Annotated in this window: 16 protein-coding genes; 4 read left to right on the top strand and 12 right to left on the bottom strand. The window is 45.9% G+C overall.

Features of this window, described 5'->3' with window-relative positions; translation table 11 throughout:
- Positions 1-144: 144 nt before the first annotated feature.
- From polA to recQ, 4 genes are all read right to left on the bottom strand, one after another.
- Complete coding sequence (gene polA, locus OV592_RS20600) at positions 145-2,904, bottom strand: DNA polymerase I (RefSeq protein WP_406609851.1); 2,760 nt, start codon at positions 2,902-2,904, stop codon at positions 145-147.
- 387 nt (positions 2,905-3,291) lie between these two features.
- The gene (locus OV592_RS20605; protein WP_406609852.1) at positions 3,292-3,600 is read right to left on the bottom strand and encodes a hypothetical protein; all 309 of its coding nucleotides are present in this window, start codon (positions 3,598-3,600) and stop codon (positions 3,292-3,294) included.
- Positions 3,588-5,009, bottom strand: a complete 1,422-nt coding sequence (locus OV592_RS20610) for a protein adenylyltransferase SelO (RefSeq protein WP_406609853.1) — start codon at positions 5,007-5,009, stop codon at positions 3,588-3,590. The genes OV592_RS20605 and OV592_RS20610 overlap by 13 nt, the downstream gene beginning before the upstream one ends.
- Positions 5,010-5,035: 26 nt before the next feature.
- On the bottom strand, positions 5,036-6,823 hold the full coding sequence (gene recQ, locus OV592_RS20615; protein ID WP_406609854.1) for a DNA helicase RecQ: 1,788 nt from the start codon (positions 6,821-6,823) through the stop codon (positions 5,036-5,038).
- A gap of 138 nt (positions 6,824-6,961) precedes the next feature.
- Here recQ and OV592_RS20620 point away from each other — a divergent pair, with 138 nt between their 5' ends.
- The 3 genes from OV592_RS20620 to rarD all read left to right on the top strand — a co-directional run bounded on the left by OV592_RS20620 (position 6,962) and on the right by rarD (position 9,134).
- Positions 6,962-7,426, top strand: coding sequence for a thioesterase family protein (locus tag OV592_RS20620; protein WP_406609855.1), 465 nt, complete (start codon positions 6,962-6,964; stop codon positions 7,424-7,426).
- Between the two features lie 122 nt (positions 7,427-7,548).
- The gene (locus OV592_RS20625) at positions 7,549-8,145 is read left to right on the top strand and encodes a hypothetical protein (RefSeq protein ID WP_040306726.1); all 597 of its coding nucleotides are present in this window, start codon (positions 7,549-7,551) and stop codon (positions 8,143-8,145) included.
- A gap of 89 nt (positions 8,146-8,234) precedes the next feature.
- The gene (rarD, locus tag OV592_RS20630; protein ID WP_406609856.1) at positions 8,235-9,134 is read left to right on the top strand and encodes an EamA family transporter RarD; all 900 of its coding nucleotides are present in this window, start codon (positions 8,235-8,237) and stop codon (positions 9,132-9,134) included.
- A gap of 32 nt (positions 9,135-9,166) precedes the next feature.
- On the opposite strand, the gene uvrD is transcribed toward rarD, so the two are convergent.
- Genes uvrD through OV592_RS20665 form a run of 7 tightly spaced genes read right to left on the bottom strand, consistent with a single transcriptional unit; the run spans position 9,167 to position 15,941 of the window.
- On the bottom strand, positions 9,167-11,341 hold the full coding sequence (gene uvrD / locus OV592_RS20635) for a DNA helicase II (RefSeq protein ID WP_406609857.1): 2,175 nt from the start codon (positions 11,339-11,341) through the stop codon (positions 9,167-9,169).
- Between the two features lie 33 nt (positions 11,342-11,374).
- On the bottom strand, positions 11,375-12,094 hold the full coding sequence (locus OV592_RS20640; protein ID WP_016400064.1) for an HAD-IA family hydrolase: 720 nt from the start codon (positions 12,092-12,094) through the stop codon (positions 11,375-11,377).
- Positions 12,095-12,991 carry a tyrosine recombinase XerC gene (xerC, locus tag OV592_RS20645; RefSeq protein ID WP_406609858.1) on the bottom strand — a complete coding sequence of 299 codons (897 nt, stop codon included), beginning with the start codon at positions 12,989-12,991 and terminating at the stop codon, positions 12,095-12,097.
- Between the two features lie 6 nt (positions 12,992-12,997).
- Positions 12,998-13,699 (bottom strand): DUF484 family protein, encoded by a 702-nt coding sequence (locus OV592_RS20650; RefSeq protein ID WP_016400066.1) that lies wholly within the window; start codon positions 13,697-13,699, stop codon positions 12,998-13,000.
- Positions 13,696-14,526, bottom strand: a complete 831-nt coding sequence (dapF, locus tag OV592_RS20655; RefSeq protein ID WP_016400067.1) for a diaminopimelate epimerase — start codon at positions 14,524-14,526, stop codon at positions 13,696-13,698. The genes OV592_RS20650 and dapF overlap by 4 nt, the downstream gene beginning before the upstream one ends.
- A gap of 4 nt (positions 14,527-14,530) precedes the next feature.
- Positions 14,531-15,784, bottom strand: coding sequence for a diaminopimelate decarboxylase (gene lysA / locus OV592_RS20660; protein WP_406609859.1), 1,254 nt, complete (start codon positions 15,782-15,784; stop codon positions 14,531-14,533).
- Between the two features lie 28 nt (positions 15,785-15,812).
- On the bottom strand, positions 15,813-15,941 hold the full coding sequence (locus tag OV592_RS20665) for a lipoprotein (RefSeq protein ID WP_016400069.1): 129 nt from the start codon (positions 15,939-15,941) through the stop codon (positions 15,813-15,815).
- Between the two features lie 74 nt (positions 15,942-16,015).
- On the opposite strand from OV592_RS20665, the gene cyaY reads away from it, so the two are divergent.
- Complete coding sequence (cyaY, locus tag OV592_RS20670) at positions 16,016-16,339, top strand: iron donor protein CyaY (protein WP_343212557.1); 324 nt, start codon at positions 16,016-16,018, stop codon at positions 16,337-16,339.
- A 122-nt stretch (positions 16,340-16,461) separates the two neighbouring features.
- On the opposite strand, the gene OV592_RS20675 is transcribed toward cyaY, so the two are convergent.
- Complete coding sequence (locus OV592_RS20675; protein ID WP_152785409.1) at positions 16,462-18,936, bottom strand: class I adenylate cyclase; 2,475 nt, start codon at positions 18,934-18,936, stop codon at positions 16,462-16,464.
- Positions 18,937-18,949 lie beyond the last annotated feature (13 nt).

Below are 18,949 nucleotides of genomic sequence, written 5' to 3' on the forward strand. Positions count from 1 at the left end.
CTTTTTGTAAGGAAATTTCACTTTAGAGGTATATGTTGGTTTTTAAATTACGCGAAAAGGTTTTCATAATTACCAAAATTCGCAAAACCTTGAGGCAAAAAAAAGGAGGCCATGGCCTCCTTTGCTATCTTCCACTATGTAGCACTAGTGGGCTTCATCCCAGTTTTCACCAATACCTGATTCGGCAACGAGTGGTAAATCTAGTGTCACTGCCTGTTCCATCAGCTCGGTAAGCTTCGGTACAACTTTATCCAACTCGCTTTCTAATACTTCAAATACCAGTTCATCGTGAACCTGCATTAACATCTTACAATGCTCACTGGGTTGAGTATCTAGCCATTGAGCAACAGCAATCATTGCCTTTTTAATAATGTCGGCAGCGGTTCCTTGCATTGGCGCGTTTACCGCAGCACGCTCGGCAGCTTTTTTACGCATGCCGTTACGTGAATTAATTTCAGGCAAATACAAGCGGCGGCCAAACAAGGTTTCTACATATCCGTGTTCTTGGCAAAAATCTCGAGTGCTGTCCATGTAGTCCAACACCGCAGGGTAGCGCTCAAAATAACGATTCATGTAGTTTTGCGCATCGGCTCGAGCAATGCCTAACTGCTTAGCTAAACCAAAGGCACTCATACCGTAAATTAAGCCAAAGTTAATCGCTTTGGCGCTGCGGCGCTCATCGCCACTTACTGCTTCTAGCTCTTTACCAAATACTTCTGCAGCAGTGGCTTTATGAATGTCTTCTCCGGCAGCAAAGGCTTTTAGCAAGCCAGCATCTTGAGAAAGATGCGCCATGATACGCAGCTCAATTTGTGAATAATCTATCGCGACCAGTTTGTAACCATCGGCAGGTACAAAAGCCTGACGAACTTTACGTCCTTCTTCATGGCGAATAGGAATATTTTGCAAGTTAGGATCGGTAGATGAGAAACGCCCCGTTGCTGTTACCGCTTGATGATAAGAGGTATGCACTCTGCCAGTGCTTGGCTCTACCATTTTAGGCAATTTGTCGGTGTAAGTAGATTTTAGTTTAGACAGGCTTCGATATTCTAAAATCACTTTTGGTAAACTGTAATCTAACGCCAGCTCTTGCAGCACTTCCTCGGCAGTAGACGGCGCACCTTTTGGGGTTTTCTTAATCACCGGCAATTCCATTTTTTCAAACAAAATGGTTTGCAGCTGCTTAGGAGAACCTAAGTTAAATGGTTCACCTGCTAGTTCATGCGCTTGCTTCTCTAAACCGTCGATACGCTCGCCTAAAGACAAACTATGCTGCGCTAAGCGTTGGCTATCAATACGCACGCCTTGACGCTCGGTTTGCGATAATACACTGACCAAAGGCAACTCGACTTCTTCGAACAAGCTTTTCAACTTTGGCTCTTTCTCTAGCTTGGCCCACAGAGTTTGGTGCAAGCGTAAGGTAACGTCTGCATCTTCTGCTGCATAAGGTGCTGCTGTTTCAAGTTCAATATGATTGAAGGTAAGTTGTTTAGCGCCTTTACCTGCGATGTCTTCAAACTTGATGGTTTTGTGTTGCAAGTACTGTAACGACAACGAGTCCATATCGTGGCGAGTAATGGTGCTATTGAGCACATACGACTCCAGCATGGTGTCGTACTTAATGCCTTTGAGCGCAATGTCGTAGCGTGCAAGCACACTGGCATCGTACTTAAGGTTTTGGCCAACTTTCGCTTTATTAGGATCTTCCAATAATGGTTTAAGCTGCGCTAATACCCAATCACGCTCTAGTTGCTCAGGCGCATCTAAATAATCGTGAGCTACCGGTAAGTAAGCCGCTTTGCCTGCTTCAACGGCAAAAGACAAACCCACTAGCTCAGCTTGCATGTAGTTAAGCGAGGTGGTTTCGGTATCAATAGCGATAAGCTCAGCGCTATTTAGGCGTTCCAACCATTCTTCAAACTGCTGCTTAGTAAGAATAGTCTCGTACTCTCCTTTAAGCTCAACAGCAGGAGCAGCCACTTCGGCCTCAGCATTTGGTTCTGCTGCGGCGCTGTTATTTGATGGGCTAAGCGCTTCACTCAGCCAGCGCTTGAACTCCAATTCACCGAATAATTTAATCAGCGCATCTTTGTCTTCTTCGGTACGCAACATGTCATCCATGCTAAAACCGACTTCAACATCACATTTAATGGTGGCTAATAAATAGGATAAACGGGCATCTTCGGCATGTTCACGCAGCTTTTTAGGCATGGTTTTAGAGCCGCGAAAACCTAATGGTGCAACCGCGTCTGGGTCGGCTAATAAATCATCCACGCCACCAATGCCTTGCAACATAGCCAAAGCAGTTTTCTCGCCCACCCCTGGTAAGCCAGGAATGTTATCTACTTTGTCGCCCATTAGCGCTAAGTAATCAATAATCAGCTCCGGCGGTACGCCAAACTTATCGATAACGCCAGCACGATCCATCACTGTATCGGTCATGGTATTAATCAAGGTGATATTTTCATCCACCAGCTGCGCCATGTCTTTATCACCAGTGCTAATCACTACCGCTTTGTTCTCGGCCGAAGCTTGCTTAGCTAAGGTACCAATAACATCATCGGCTTCAACACCTTCAATGGCTACTAGAGGCAAACCCATCGCTTTAATTACTGCGTGTAAAGGGGCTATTTGACTACGCAAATCATCCGGCATAGAAGGGCGATTGGCTTTGTATTCTTTATAGATGTCGTCACGAAAGGTTTTACCCTTGGCATCAAACACCACCACAATGTGCTCTGGCTTAAATTGCTTAAGCAAACTGCGTAGCATGTTAACCACGCCATAAACTGCGCCGGTGGCTTCACCTTTAGAGTTAGTTAGATGAGGAGGAGCGTAGTAAGCGCGATAAAGATAAGAAGAGCCGTCAACAAGCACTAAGGGTTGGTCGGGAAGGGTTGCCATTACCGTGATCCATCGTTCAGATTTTCATTGCGCTCGATGATGCCACAGCCACCCTAAATGCACCAGAGCTAAGCGTAATAGCCTGCTACAAATTGTGGATAACTCTGTTAACAAACAGCAGCAATTCTCTCGCGAAAAATTCACAAGCTAAATAGAAAACAACAAATAAGTTTTAATTCAGTAACTTACAGATAAAGAAAGGCAAGAAATTGGAGCAGCAAACAGTTCCCTTATTGTGGAAAACATCATTCCGTGACATTGCTTTTCGCGGCCATACGGTGAATTAATAAACAACTCAACGCTGGCAGGTGGATTAATATAGAAGATAAGCCTGCGGGAAACCTTGTAATGGATCACATTTTAATCAGCCTAAAAATATAATTTTGTTTAGTCAAAATTGGCATGATTTAAGGCAGCCAATAATGGGGCAGAGCTCGTGTGAAAATGCTCACTATTGGCGCATTCAAACCAAGCGCCCTGACTTAGTGCATCGTAACGAAACCACCATAACTGTTGTTCAATATAAAAACCTAAAACTTGCCAATCGGCGCCTTGTTCAACAAAAGCTTGTTGCCATTGTTGCTGCTTTACAAACTGCTGCGCACTAGCCAAAAACTGTGATTCGGAGAACTGCTTAGCAATAGTAGCTACCGCATGCTCCGATAATATTTCTACGCCATTTGCTAGCTGCTGCATGATATCTCCAAGCACTTACCCCAAGCGGGTGGTGGAGCCGCAAAATGCTGAGCATCAGCTTGCTCAGTAAACGGAGTATTGAGTACCTGATGCAGCTGGCGCAACTGCTCATAACAGCCATCTTCCGCTTGTTCTATCACCTGCTGCGCCAAGTAGTTGCGCAATATGTATAAAGGCACATGCTGCTGAATGCCCGATATCCGCTGTTGCTCATCAACATCACTTTGATGACAGCGCTGACGGTATAACTTCAACCAAGCCTGCCAAGCATCAGGCAATTGTTTAGTTAATTGGTTTTGGTCCTGCGCCAAGGCACGCAGGCTTTGGTGGTAATCGGCCTTTTGTTCGGCGATAACTTTAAGCAGCAAACCTAATAGCTGTTCATCGTCATCTTGCCACTGGCTTAAACCTAACTTATTTAGCATCAACTGCTGGTAATGTTGATTGATTTTCTGCTGGTAGCGTATCCAAAGCGGCTCAGTTTTGGCGCTGGGTACATAGTCAGACAAGGCTTGTGCCAAACGTTGTAAGTTCCATAAACCTACAGCGGGCTGCTGATTAAAGGCATAGCGTCCATAATGATCGCTATGGTTACAAACGTGTCTAGGGTTGTAGTCATCTAAAAACCCATAAGGGCCATAATCGATGGTTAAGCCCAATATCGACATATTGTCGGTATTCATTACGCCATGACAAAAGCCTTCGGCCTGCCACTTAGCAATCATCAACGCGGTGCTATCCACTACTTGTTCTAACATAGCTAGCACCGGATTTTCGGCAGTTAAACAATCGCTAAAATAATGGCTTAAGCAAAAGTCTACCAAGCGTTTTAAGGGTTGAGTTTGTTGCTGGTAATACAGGTATTCAAAATGACCAAAACGAATATGGCTAGGCGCCATACGTAGCAGCATAGCTTCTTTTTCAAAGCGTTCACGCTGCACTAAACCGCTACCTACCGTTAAGCTTAATGCGCGGGTTGTTGCAATGCCTAAAGCGGCCATAGCTTCACTAGCTAAAAACTCGCGTATGCTAGAACGCAATACTGCTTTACCATCACCTTGGCGAGAGAAAGGCGTTAAACCCGAGCCTTTAAGTTGCAGTTCCCAGTACTCACCTTGCGCGTTTACTGTTTCACCAAGTAGCAAGGCTCGACCGTCACCTAATTGCGGAGAATATCCACCAAACTGATGGCCAGCGTATACCGTTGAGGTAGGCTGCATGCCTTCGATAAGTAACTTACCAGCGCTTAGGCCAAGCGCCTGCTCTCCCTGCATAAACTCACTGTCTAGGCCAATTAACTCAGCAGCGGCCTGGCTATATGCCACCAACTCTGGATCTTTTAGCGGCGTAGGCTGCTGCTGATGGCATAACTCGGGTAGTTCATTGGAAAAACGATTCACAAATTCCATCTGCGATCCTTAAATAGGGCGGCGTCTTAACTGGCCTGATATTGGTCGATTAAACCTAAAAACTGATAACCGTAGCGTTCTAGCTTCTTCAAACCAACGCCACTTATGGCTAACATCTCGTGTTGAGTTTGCGGCACTTGCTGGGCCATTTCTATTAATGTGGCGTCGTTAAATACCACAAACGGCGGCACCGATTCTTCGTCGGCTAAACGCTTTCTTAAATTACGTAACAAAGCGAATAATCGTTTATCGTAAACACCGTAACTAGTGGCTTTTTTACTTTGCTTAGTGGTATTTAAGCGCGGTACCGCCAGTGATAAGGGCTGTTCACCTTTTAAAAATGGTCGTGCTGCTTCGGTCAATTGTAGTACCGAGCTACGCGCAATATTTTGCTGCAACAAACCTAAATGAATAAGCTGACGCAGCACACTCATCCAATGCTCGTGACTGGCGCTTTTACCAATACCATGAGTAGAAAGCTTATCATGGCCCTGTTCTAAAATACGCTGTCCCATGCTGCCACGCAGCACTTCAATCACATAACCAATACCAAAACGCTGACCAAGCCGATAGACACAAGACAAGGCTTTTTGCGCATCTTGTAAGCCATCATATTGCTTAGGTGGATCTAAGCATACATCACAGTTACCGCAGGGCTTGGCGAGGTATTCACCAAAGTAGTTAAGCAATACCTGACGCCGACAAGTTTGCGCCTCGGCAAAGGCGACAATAGCATTAAACTTATGACTCTCAACTTGGCGCTGTTGTTCATTCTCGTTTTCATCAATCATTCGCCGCACCCAGTTGGCATCGGCTGGATCGTACAAAAACACCGCTTCGGCTTCGGTACCATCGCGGCCCGCGCGGCCGGTTTCTTGATAGTAGGCTTCTATGTTACGAGGAATGTCATAGTGAAAAACATAACGCACGTTAGGTTTGTCGATACCCATACCAAAAGCAACGGTAGCCACAACTACCTCTACTTCATCACGCTGAAATTGCTCTTGCACTAATTGGCGCTGCTCGATAGGCAAACCAGCATGATAAGCCGCGCAGCGAATACCTTCTGCACTAAGTTTTAAGGCTAATTCTTCGACCCGTTTTCGGCTACTGCAATAAACAATGCCGCTATCTTCCTTACGGCGTTTTACATAATCGCTAAGCTGCTGCCAGGGGCGATACTTTTCTTGTAGAGTGTAACGAATATTCGGTCGGTCAAAACTTGATACTAGAGTGAAGGCATCAGGCAAACCAAGCCGCTGCAGTATGTCTTGGCGGGTAGTATCGTCAGCAGTAGCCGTTAAGGCCACTAAAGGCACCTCAGGAAAATTTTGTTTTAAGCAACCAAGGGCATTATATTCTGGCCGGAAATCGTGCCCCCACTGAGAAATACAATGCGCTTCATCGATGGCAAACATTGCCAAAGGCATCGCTTGTAAGCGTTCAATTAAATCGCCATTGATCAGCCGCTCGGGAGAGATGTATAACAGTTTTAAATCGCCTTGCTGCAAACTACGATAAATTTGAAACTGCTGCTCACGCTCTAAACTTGAGTTTAAATATGCGGCGCTAACACCATTATGTTGCAGACTATCTACTTGGTCTTTCATTAAGGAGATAAGCGGCGACACCACTACGGTTAAACCCGGCTTAACCAACGCTGGGATCTGGTAACACAGTGATTTTCCGCCACCGGTTGGCATAATCGCCAAGCAATCTTTGTTATCTAACAAGCGCTCGATCACCGCAGCCTGCCCAGTTCTAAACTCGGCAAAACCAAATACATCTTGTAAAACTTGCTGGGCGCGTTGCATTAAGGCTAGAAATCCAAAAACAGAGTGGCTAATCGGTCGCACATTGTAATCAAGCTATGGCGGCTTGTCTTGGTTTGCCTTTATTCTTTTCTCGCTATACAGTATTTAAACAAGCGTTTAATTTTGTATGGATACAGCATGACCAGCCCAAGACAACAAAAGTGGCGCCAAGCCATCGCCGACACCTTCATCAATCAAATGCCGTTTAATCAATTACTTGGCATCGAGCTCATGGATTACAGCGCGACCGGAGTAAAACTAAAACTGCCCATGGACCCAAAACTAGTGGGCAATCCGATACACGGCATCTTGCATGGTGGCGCCACCGCAACCATTCTAGATGTAGCCGGGGGAATGACCGCAGCAGCAGCGGCAGTAAAACGTTTGGAAAATCTATCCAGTAAAGAGCTGTCTGCGCGCATATCCAAAACCGGCACCATTGATCTGCGCATCGACTATCTGCGTCCAGGTATTGGTGAAGTGTTTTACGCCACTGCCGAGATAATCCGCTCCGGCAATAAGGTTACCGTTGCACGTATGGAGCTGCACAATCAAGAAGGCACCCACATTGCCTTTGGCACGGGTACTTACTTAGTGGGTTAGTGCAGCAAACTTGCCATCAAAAAAGGAATTTTTGTCGAAATATCAATTCAATGTTGATGGTTTCCACTCAGTTAGGGCTATACTAAATTAGGACATCGACTGCGGCACAGGCTAGTAAAATAATGAGCACAACTTACAGCTCCTCTTTGTTAATCAATACTTTAAATAGCGTGTTACTAGAAGTAAAAAAGATTAATGCCGACTTACAGCTAGAAGATTTGGACCAATGGCTCGAACACGAGCTAGAAGGTTATGGCGATTTTGCCCACTTCCCCGACTACCGCATTGTTGAATGTAAGCAGCTAGGAATATTTGAGAAACCAGAGCAAGACTTACAGCATTTCGAGCAAATCCATGATGATTGCCTAAACGAGCGCGACCGCTGCCTATTGCGTTACCTTCATATCCAACAACCCTTACTAGAATGTTTGAATACTCAAGATGAGATTCAACGCCCTTGGCCAATGCGCATTCTATCTAGCTACGCGAAAGACATCATTCCCGGCTATAGCTGTGTTCGAGCTTGGCAAAGCTATCACGAGCCCTTAAACGAACGTTTTGTGCATGGTGTATTAGGTCATCTGCTCCATCTGTTGCTAGAAGCACAAAATAGCCAGAGCAAAGCCATCATTCAGAAAATCGACACATTGTGCCAAGCAGAACCACAACTACATAAAGTTTGGAGCAAGCTATATTGCGAAGCCGCTTCGGCTGTCTAGCTAGCTGACAAAACTTAGACTGCTAATATATGGCTGCTTAACCACCTGCCTGCTACACTACGCTGACTTTTCTTCCTTTTTCATTGTTTATGCCTAATCAAGCCACTAAACACGGCGTTATATTTGCTCTCGCCGCGTACATTATGTGGGGTTTTGCCCCTATTTATTTTAAGAGCTTAAGTGCCGTACCTGCATACGAAATTTTAGCGCATCGGGTGCTATGGTCCTGCGTTTTTGTTGCGATGATGCTAGCCGTAGGCAAACAGTGGTCGGCGGTGAGCGCCGTAATCAAGCACCCCAAGCAATTGGCAATATTGGCACTTACCTCGGTACTAATTGGCATTAATTGGCTAATTTTTATTTGGGCAGTGAACAACGATCGTATGCTCGATGCCAGTTTAGGCTATTACATCAATCCACTATTTAACGTGATACTGGGCATGCTGTTCTTGGGTGAGCGTTTTCGTCGTGCTCAATGGCTTGCCATTAGTTTGGCTTTGATTGGCGTATTAATTCAAGTAATTAGCTATGGCTCCCTACCTTGGATTGCAATCAGCCTAGCAGTGAGTTTTGGATTATACGGCTTGTTACGCAAGAAAGTTAACTTGGGCGCTTTACCGGGTTTGTTTGTAGAAACACTATGGCTATTACCATTGGCCGCCGCGTATTTGTGGATATTTGCCGATTCTTCTACCAGTCACCTAGTTAACAACAGTTTAGGTTTAAATGCGCTACTGCTTAGCGCAGGCATTGTCACAACTCTGCCGTTGTTATGTTTTGCAGCCGCAGCCACCCGCTTACGCTTATCAACCATTGGCTTTTTTCAATACATTGGCCCATCACTGATGTTTATGCTGGCCACCAGCGTTTACGGTGAACCGCTTAAGCCAATGAAATTGCTCACCTTTGCCTTTATTTGGTTGGGTTTAGCGGTATTTACTTGGGACGCTGTTGGTAACAAGCGCAAACAAAAAAAGCAGCCTAACTAGGCTGCTTGGTTCACCATTAATTATAGGCTTAGTTAAATAGCTTCTAGTCTGGCGTAAGCCAATACCAGCCATTTGGCGCCAGCTTCTTCAAACTGCACCTGCACACGACTTTGTTGCCCAGAGCCTTCGTAGTTAAGCACAATACCTGCGCCAAACTTAGGGTGCGATACACGCTGGCCTAAGCTAAAGCCACTATCATCAAAGGCAGCTTGTTGAACTTGCGAAGAAAACCGCCCTTGTTGAACCGGTCGGCTTACCGCTGTATTTAAGCGCACTTCGTCCAAACATTCGCTGGGCAACTCTCTTAAAAAACGCGACGGTGGATGAAATACTTCTTTGCCCCACAAACGGCGACTTTCGGCATGACAGAGGTAAAGCTTTTCCATAGCGCGGGTCATGCCTACATAACACAGGCGGCGCTCTTCTTCCAAGCGACCAGATTCTTCGGCCGACTGCTGACTTGGGAACATACCTTCCTCAACACCCACCAAAAACACCACTGGAAATTCCAAACCTTTAGCGCTGTGCAAGGTCATTAGCTGCACCGCTGCTTCATCGGCTTCTGCTTGATTGTCGCCAGCTTCTAAGGCGGCGTGAGATAAAAAGGCTACCAAGGGAGAAAGATCTTGGTCTTCTTCCATTTGGGTAAATTGCTGAGTAGCGGTAACCAGCTCGTCTAAGTTTTCTACTCGAGCTTGGGCCTTTTCACCTTTCTCGGCTTGATACATCGCCAATAAGCCAGAGCCTTTAATCACGTAATCGGTTTGCTCACCTAAGGCCATTTCTTGAGTTTGTAACTTTAATTGCCCTAGCAACTCAACAAATTGCTTCACCGCATTGGCCGCTCGGCCAGATAAGGCATTGTGTTGCAAACAATAGTCTACTGCCTGCCACAAGCTAAGCTGTTGCTCACGCGCAGCTTGGCGCAGCAGCTCGATAGTACGTTGGCCAATGCCACGGGTTGGGGTATTTACCACTCGCTCAAAGGACGCGTCATCGTGGGGGTTACTAATTAATCTAAGGTAGGCGAGTGCATCTTTAATTTCTTGGCGCTCGAAGAAGCGTAAACCCCCATAAATCCGATAGGCCAAACGCTCTTGCATCAAGGCTTCTTCCAATACCCGCGACTGGGCATTATTACGATACAAAATGGCACAATCTGCCAAACTTGCGCCGTGTTGCTCTACTCGCTGTTGAATACGCGCTACCACAAAGCGCGCTTCATCAATGTCATTAAAGGCGGTGTAAATCGAGATTAACTCGCCTTCTTTGTCATCGGTCCACAAGCTCTTGCCCATGCGCCCTTGGTTATTTTCGATTAGCTGGTTAGAGGCTTTAAGAATATTGGCGCTGCTTCGATAGTTTTGCTCTAGGCGAATCGTATTCACCTTTGGCACATCTAATTCAAAACTTTGAATATTTTCGATTTTTGCACCACGCCAACCATAAATAGACTGGTCATCATCACCCACGATGGTGATGTTATTATGCTCGGTAACCAACATCCGTAACCAGGCATATTGAATGGTGTTGGTATCTTGAAACTCGTCTACCAAGATATGGCGAAAACGCTGTTGGTAGTGCTGCAAAATATGCGGCTGTTTTAACCACAATTCGTGAGCGCGTAGTAATAGCTCGGCAAAATCCACCAAACCGGAGCGGTCACAGGCTTGCTGATAGGCTTTATAAATTTCTAGTTGCTGCCGCTCAATCGGATTATTACTGTAATCAACGTGCTCGGCGCGCTGCCCCTCATCTTTGCGCGCATTGATATACCATTGCACTTGCTTGGCTGGCCACTGCTTTTCATCCAAGTTCATGGCTTTAATTAAACGGCGTAGTAGGCGGTATTGATCGTCCGAATCAATAATCTGAAAATCTTCGGGTAAATCGGCATCGCGATAATGCGCACGCAATAAGCGATGTGCCAAAGAGTGGAAGGTGCCCATCCACATACCTTGAAAGCGACTTCCCACTAACTTCTCTACCCGTGAGCGCATTTCAGCCGCCGCTTTATTGGTAAAGGTTACCGACAAAATCGATAGCGGCGAGACATTCTCGACCTGCATTAACCACGCGATGCGGTGCACCAATACTCGCGTTTTGCCACTACCGGCACCCGCCAGCAGTAACATATTGCTTGGCGCCGCAGCAACCGCTTCACGCTGCTTTTCATTAAGGCCGTCTAACAGCTCGGAAATATCCATGGAATTCTCTTGAGGGGTAAAAACACCTGTATATTATAACAGGTGTTGCAGTTGTGCCAGTTGGCTTATTTCAATATCGGGAAGCGCTTGTAGTTTTCGCGCTTGTTGGCTGTTTTGATTAAGCCAAATTGAACGATAACCTGCTTTGGTAGCACCTGCTACATCGGTAATGCAGTGGTCGCCAACGTGAGCAATTTGTTGTGGTGCAAGCTGTAATTGCTGACAAGCATACTGGTACATATCAGCTGCGGGTTTAGCTCTAAATTGGCCGCCAGCTTTAAGTTCTAATTCAAACAAACTGCCTAAGCCAATTTTAGCAATATCAACGTTGCCGTTAGTTATGGCCACCAATCGATAGCGCTGCGCCAAGGCTTGCAGCAAAGCAAGACTCTCTGCAGGTACCTCAAAATCACTGCGCACCGCTAAAAACTGCTGGAAAATCTCTTGAGCGAGCTGGCTAGCGTCACTGTTTGCCATGCCATGTTCGGTAAAAGCGAGGTGTAACCAAGCAACACGGCAAGCACTTACATCCCCTTTTAAACGCGGATCTCGCTTAATAACCTGTCGCTTGTAAGCTTGCCACTGACTATGCGTAAGATGCGCAGTAGCGTATACCTGCTCTTTGAGATAGTCAGTCAACCATTGCTCAGCTCGCTTAATGTAAGGCCAGTTGTCATAAAGGGTATCGTCTAAATCAAAAGACAAAGCCTGTACTGGTGACCAACTTCGATAAAAAATCATGCTATCACTCATTTAAGATTTACGCTTTGCTCTAGGATGGGCGGCGTCGTAACTGGTGGCTAGATGGGTAAAATCAAGATGGGTATACACTTGAGTGGTGGCAAGGTTGGCATGACCCAATAGTTCTTGAACCACCCGCAAATCGCCACTGCTTTCTAACAAATGGGTTGCAAAAGAATGGCGCAATTTATGTGGATGTAAGGTACTAGATAGCTGCATTTGTTGCGCCCAATGCTGCAAACGTTTTTGCACGGTACGATGACTAATACGCTGCTGCCTTACGCTCACAAATAGTGCCGGCTCTTCTTCATCCATCACCAATAGTCGGCGTTGTTTAAGCCAGTGTTTTAGGGCCTGCTCCGCTTTGCTGCCAAAAGGCACCCAACGCTGTTTATTGCCTTTGCCGGTAACAATAACCTGTCGCTGTTTAAAGTCGATATCTTGTACGTTTAGACTTACTAACTCGGCTAAACGCATACCGCTGGCGTAAAACAATTCCATCATCGCCAAATCTCGGCTAGCGACTAAATCATCTCCCTGCATTGAGAGTAGTTGGTTAAGTGAATCAACATCAAGATTCTTGGGTAAAGGTTTGTTTTGTTTGGGTGCAGAAACGCCAGCGACCGGATTAAGGCTCACTTTTTGTTGTTGAAGTAAATAATTAAAGAAACTGCGTAACGCCGACAGTTTATTAGCCATGGAGCGTGCCGACAAACCACTGGTTTTAAGCTTAAGTAATACACTACGCACGTTGGCACTGGTCACCTGAGGCCATGAGCTACAGCCTAGATTTTCTAGCAGCTTACTCTGTTGTAATAAACTTCGTTGGTAGGAACTTATAGTGGCAGGGCTGTAACGACGCTCCACTTCTAAATAGTGAAGGAAGCGTTCTATATCATCCTGCATCATCAGATTTTACTGCTCTGACTGAAGCGGAACTAATCGTAATAACAAACTGCTGATAACCTGACAAAGCTGAGTAAGCAATAAACTGTCCATGCCTGCTACATAATGGTCGGCGTCACGACTGGCGGCCACAAAAAAGCCCAGCTCTGCATTATTGCCCAAAGGCATTAGCGCTACCGATGCAATGTCGTCGGTGTTATCAAATAACAACTCCAGCTCACCTTTTGTCATACGGCCAAAGTAATGTGGCTGCTGGCTTAAACGTGTCACCCTTACGCGCTCAATCTGCTCTTTCTCTAAGCCATATTCCGGCGAAAGATCTTCTAAGTTGAACTGGTGGCTTAAGCGCAGTGATACACGTTCCACACCAAGGTCATCCACTAAGGCTCGGCTTAAGCGATGCTGTAATTCGGCAAACGAATCACAAGCCATTAAGTCTGGCAGCAAATCTACATAAACATGGTAAATACGCTCATTGAGGCTGGCCACACTCATTAGATCGGTGATTTCTTGTTCTAAGCTCAGCACCTTGTCACGCAATCGCTGAACTTGCAGCTCAACCAAGGAAACCGCACCCTTTTCTTTATGCGGCAAACGTAGTTGCTTAATAAGGCTTGGATGACGCGCAAAAAAGTCGGGATTGTCGAGCAGAAACTCGACAACCAAACTTTCATCAATCAGCAGGGGCTGAGATAGATCAAACTCACTCATATATGTACCTGGCCATCAAAAACCATTGTTGCTGGTCCGGTCATTTTCACCGGTTTGCCTTCTCCAGCCCATTGAATACGTAGACGCCCACCGGGCAAGTCTACATTTACTGTCTCTGCCAACTTACCTTGTTGGCGCCCCACCACCATGGCGGCACACGCGCCGGTGCCACAGGCGAGGGTTTCACCAACCCCACGTTCAAAAACGCGCAGCTTAATATTTTTGTCGTCGATAATTTGGCTAAAACCCACATTCACCTTTTGTGGAAAGCGCTCATGCTTTTCTAAGCGCATTCCCAAGGTTTCTAGTGGCGCTTGGCTGATGTCGTCGACTTCCAAAACGCAGTGAGGGTTGCCCATTGAAACAGCCCCGGCAAATACTGTTTGTTCTTGGTCACGCAAAATATAGGTTTTCTCGGCTTTTTTAGCCTTAAACGGAATTTTGCTTGGCTCAAATTCCGGCACACCCATATTCACCGTCACCTGACCGTCGTTCTCAACATGCAAAACGATTTTGCCAGACTTAGTACTTACGCCAATACTGCGTTTATTGGTTAGCCCTTTATTTACCACAAAACGGGCAAAGCAACGTGCGCCATTGCCACATTGCTCTACTTCACTGCCATCAGCGTTAAAAATACGGTAGTGAAAATCTAGTTCTGGATCGTAAGGTGGCTCAACCACCAAAAACTGGTCGAAACCAATACCAAAGTTGCGATCAGCCAAACGGCTGATCACTTCTTGGTTAAAAAACACGTTTTGAGTGACATTGTCGATAACCACAAAGTCATTTCCCAAACCGTGCATTTTAGTAAAGTTTACTAGCATTGGCTTATCCTTCAGGCAGCAGCGTTTCGCCGGCCCAAAGTGATGCTAAAACTTCACGCTCGCGTACTAGGTGAGCTTTGTCGCCATCTACCATTACTTCGGCGGCGCGACAGCGCGAGTTGTAATTAGAGCTCATGGTGAAACCGTAGGCTCCGGCAGAGCGCACTGCAATGTGATCATTAGGTTCGATGGCCAATTCGCGATCTTTACCTAAAAAGTCGCCAGTCTCACACACAGGTCCCACCACATCGTAGCTGACCATAGCCAGTTCCGGCTTGTTAATAACAGGGACAATTCGCTGCCAAGCGCTGTATAAGGCAGGGCGCAATAAGTCATTCATTGCAGCATCAACAATGGCGAAGTTTTTACTCTCCGACATTTTTAAGAACTCAACTTTAGAGACCAAGATGCCAGCATTGGCCATGATTGCACGGCCAGGCTCAAACAATAGCTTGAGCTTACGATCGCCTAAACGCTCAGCTAAAGCACTGGCGTAATCTGCAGGCTCTGGCGGTACTTCATCATCGTAATTAACGCCTAAGCCGCCACCTACGTCTAGGTGCTCAATCACAATGCCTTGCTCGGCCAATTGATCGATGAGGGCAAGCAACTTATCAATGGCTTCTACAAAAGGAGAAATCTCAGTGAGCTGAGAGCCAATATGACAATCTACGCCAACTAACTTCAAGCCCGGTAAACTGGCCGCATAAGCATAGGCTTCCAGAGCACGCTCAATGGCAATACCGAATTTGTTTTCTTTAAGGCCAGTAGAAATATAAGGGTGAGTACCCGCGTCGATATCTGGATTAATACGCAAAGAAATAGGCGCTTGTTTGCCAAGGCTTTGGGCCACGCGACTAATACGGTCTAGCTCTGGTTCAGACTCAACGTTGAAACAGTGAATGCCGTGATTAAGTGCATCAGCGATTTCGGCTTCGGTTTTTGCCACACCAGAAAACACAACTTTACTAGGATCGCCACCAGCTTCAATCACTCGGGCTAATTCGCCGCCAGAGACAATATCGAAGCCCGAACCCATGCGAGCCATAATGTTCAATACTGCAAGATTAGAGTTGGCTTTTACTGCATAACAGATCAAATGTGGACGTTCGCCCGCCGCTTTATCAAAAGCCTTCCAATGACGCTCAATAGTGGCGCGAGAATATACGTATAGAGGCGTACCATAAGTACTTGCTAAATCAGCTACCGAGCATTGTTCTGCATGTAAGTGCTCGTTTTGATAACTAAAAAAATCCAATGATCTGTCCTTAATTGTGTTGCGTTGCTTACTCGCTTGGCGTTACTTGCTCGGGAGCGCTCTCTGGCTCGGCTGGCGGGTGGACTAAAGGTCCTTTTTGACCACATCCACTTAGGCCGATGCTTAGCAAAATAACGGCAATTGCTTGTTTGTTCATGATTAAGCCATGATTCTTTTTTGAATGCCCTCTATAATCCGCATTCGAAGCAAGAAAAGCAATAGGACAGGATGATTGTGATGAATGATAGCCAATATCACCAGCTAGTAGATGATGCCTTTGAACGTATCGAGCAAACCATGGACAGTGACGACTTCGATATTGAGTGTGACATCAATGGTGGCGTGCTAACACTCGAGTTTGAAAACCGCAGTAAAATGGTGATTAACAAACAAGAGCCTTTGCATCAGCTTTGGTTAGCCACTAAGTTTGGCGGTTACCACTTTGAGTGGCATGAAGCCGAACAGCAATGGATATGTAATAGAAGTGGTAACGAGTTTTGGAGCCTGTTGGTGGAGTCTATCACCAAGCAAAGCGGTGAAGAACTGAGCTTCTAGTAGTAGGCGCTACAGCAATAAAATCAACTTGCCTCTAGCCATAGACGACAGCAAAATTGTTATGTTTAGGGATAGCGGCAGGTTAGTATTAAGCTTGTTATAAAAGGGAGGAAGTAAAACCTTTAACTGCTGCGGTAAGACTCAACCTGCCACTGACCATCTACAGCAACAATGTCGTAAAACTGCGGCAAATTGAAATTCACCACTTCATGACGGGTACCGTATTGCTCGCGAGAAGAGGTGTAAAAACGGTTAATGCCCTGCACCAACTCTTCTTTACTGCCTTCAAAATCTTGATACATTTCGATGCGATTGTGCTCATCTACAATGTAAATATTGAAGCCAGTTGTAAGGTTTTCAAAGAAGTACTGAACCAAACCTTCACTGGCATGCGCTTCTACAACATTAGGCACTTTTTTGGTATTACCAGCGTTTAACTGCAAGGGCAAACGTTGCAATTTGTTGTTTGAAAGCTGACGGTAAAACTCTACGCCATTCTCTAGCTTTTTCACTGATACGCCACGGTCTTCAATAAACAAACCGTATTTTTCGTTACCCAATACAATGGTTTTAACAATCCGTTTATCCAAAGGCTGCAAACGGCTTTTAATGCTCTCGACCAATAGTTGCTTAAAGTTAGCACCAATTTGCTCAGGCAGGTTTTCGCTGTAACAAAATACATCAATATGCTCGGGGATATTTGCGTCGCGGTGCATCTTGCCCAATATGGTAGTTAGCGCATCTACCACTGCACTATCACCCGAAAAGTGCAGCGTTCTAATTTCGTTCCAAGTATTGCGATAGACCAAATCTACCGAACCCACTAGGCAATCGGAATCTCGGCCAAAACTAAATACATCGGTAGAAATAGCATCAAACTCAATTACCTTGCCGCCCCAGTTGGCGGTAGGGTCTTTTTCAAGGTTGATGAACACCCCAAGATGGCGAATTTCACAAGGCCGAGTTAAAGCTAAGTTGCTGGCTGCATCTACGTTTACCGGGAAGGCACGACGCAAATCTTCGGCAAATTGATTAAGCGTATCTAAATTTAAATCGCCCGGGTGAGTATGCAAGCTCAGCTGAGTTTGGTCAGTTTTAAGCTGATTAAAATAACTCCATGCTAATAACTTAGAAATGTAGGTAGCATGCTCTAACGGAGGCTGGCCGACAATCTCCAAGCCGGTTAACGGCTGCTTATACAAATACCAGCCTTCGGCGCAGCTACGGCCTTTGCCCACATGGATAAAGCTAAGGTTAGCTTCCGATAAATCGGGAGAAATTTGCGGATTAATTAGAGTAACTTTGCCCGGTAGGCTTTCAAAAGCAGCGTAAAGCTTACGTGATAAAATGCCGATGTCTTCCGGGTTAATCGACTCACTAATGTCGTTACGGCGAGCGAAGCGAATTAGGTTACGATAGCTGAGCATCAACGCGTCTAGCAATTCGCTGTGGGCTAACCGCACATCTTGCACCTTCCAAGCACGGCGCAAATTCAAATGCTCAATTTTTTGTTGTGGCCATTCCCATTGTTTAACCAGTTTAGCCATAAAGCGCTGTTGCCAAGTTAGCGAACGAACATCTAACAGATCGCTCGGCAGCGGGCTACATTCACAGTTTTTTAAGTAGAAACAACGGCGCACTAAATCAAGACGGGCATAATCTTCAATGGACTCAAGGTATTGGGTCACCTTGTTAAGCATTAAATAGTAAGCGTCTTGCTCTAAGCCAAACTCTTTGCCCTGTTGCATCAAACGCTTAGCTTCTACCGCTAGTAGGCTAGGCTTTGGATAGTCGGCGGAATAGGCTTCCATCAACATGGTTTTAAGCACTGCTTTATACGGCGAATCAATGCCCTTATATAGCTGCCATAACCCTGAACCAAAATACTCTTCGGCAGGAATGGTATCTAAGCCGCCTAAATCCAGCCATTGCTCATGATTAAATACACCGAGCTCAAATTGCTGCTGCACAAAACTGTCGTAGCTTTGTTCTAAATCACTGGGTACTGCAAACCACACCAGCTGCTTACCCGCTAGTGGTAGAGCGGTGCGATAAAACTCATCAAGTAACAGAAGGTGCTGGGCACTGCCGCAATTGTCTTTAGACAATTCGCTAATTGAACCGGTTTTAAACTGGTTCTCTTGCACCATAAAGAAGTTAAGCTCTACGCCCTGATGGGCAGCCCAAGAAGAGATTTGCTCACACTTTTCTGCCAACAGAGCCACACGCTCTGGTGCTAGGTCGGTGTTGTGGCATACCCAAATATCTAAATCGCTAGATTCGGTTTGGCCTACTGTGGCAGTACTGCCCATAGAATACAAACCGAGAATCTCACAATGCTCAGGCTCTTCGGGACTGCATAAAAAGTGCTGCTGCAAATAAATGCCATGGCGAGCACTTGGCGCAAATTGACATACGCCGCTAGGCACGTCGCCTTCAATAAAACCAGGGATACAAGGGTGCGAGTAATGCAACATCGAAGGCAGCAGTTCAAATACCTGCTGTACAGCGGCTGGCATTGTTTGCAATGCTAGCTGCTTTCGGTGTTGATTAGTTTGGTTAGCCTTCTCTAACAGAGTGGCAATCGTATCTCGCAAGTTTAAGTTACCT

It is taken from the genome of Agarivorans sp. JK6 (assembly GCF_045277145.1).
Classification (GTDB): Bacteria; Pseudomonadota; Gammaproteobacteria; order Enterobacterales; family Celerinatantimonadaceae; genus Agarivorans; species Agarivorans albus.

What these genes read in the sequence shown, in the direction of transcription:
- polA (WP_406609851.1), bottom strand. Translation starts at nt 2,904, where the DNA reads ATGGCAACCCTTCCCGACCAACCCTTAGTGCTTGTTGACGGCTCTTCT.
- OV592_RS20605 (WP_406609852.1), bottom strand. Translation starts at nt 3,600, where the DNA reads ATGCAGCAGCTAGCAAATGGCGTAGAAATATTATCGGAGCATGCGGTA.
- OV592_RS20610 (WP_406609853.1), bottom strand. Translation starts at nt 5,009, where the DNA reads ATGGAATTTGTGAATCGTTTTTCCAATGAACTACCCGAGTTATGCCAT.
- recQ (WP_406609854.1), bottom strand. Translation starts at nt 6,823, where the DNA reads ATGCAACGCGCCCAGCAAGTTTTACAAGATGTATTTGGTTTTGCCGAG.
- OV592_RS20620 (WP_406609855.1), top strand. Translation starts at nt 6,962, where the DNA reads ATGACCAGCCCAAGACAACAAAAGTGGCGCCAAGCCATCGCCGACACC.
- OV592_RS20625 (WP_040306726.1), top strand. Translation starts at nt 7,549, where the DNA reads ATGAGCACAACTTACAGCTCCTCTTTGTTAATCAATACTTTAAATAGC.
- rarD (WP_406609856.1), top strand. Translation starts at nt 8,235, where the DNA reads ATGCCTAATCAAGCCACTAAACACGGCGTTATATTTGCTCTCGCCGCG.
- uvrD (WP_406609857.1), bottom strand. Translation starts at nt 11,341, where the DNA reads ATGGATATTTCCGAGCTGTTAGACGGCCTTAATGAAAAGCAGCGTGAA.
- OV592_RS20640 (WP_016400064.1), bottom strand. Translation starts at nt 12,094, where the DNA reads ATGAGTGATAGCATGATTTTTTATCGAAGTTGGTCACCAGTACAGGCT.
- xerC (WP_406609858.1), bottom strand. Translation starts at nt 12,991, where the DNA reads ATGATGCAGGATGATATAGAACGCTTCCTTCACTATTTAGAAGTGGAG.
- OV592_RS20650 (WP_016400066.1), bottom strand. Translation starts at nt 13,699, where the DNA reads ATGAGTGAGTTTGATCTATCTCAGCCCCTGCTGATTGATGAAAGTTTG.
- dapF (WP_016400067.1), bottom strand. Translation starts at nt 14,526, where the DNA reads ATGCTAGTAAACTTTACTAAAATGCACGGTTTGGGAAATGACTTTGTG.
- OV592_RS20665 (WP_016400069.1), bottom strand. Translation starts at nt 15,941, where the DNA reads ATGAACAAACAAGCAATTGCCGTTATTTTGCTAAGCATCGGCCTAAGT.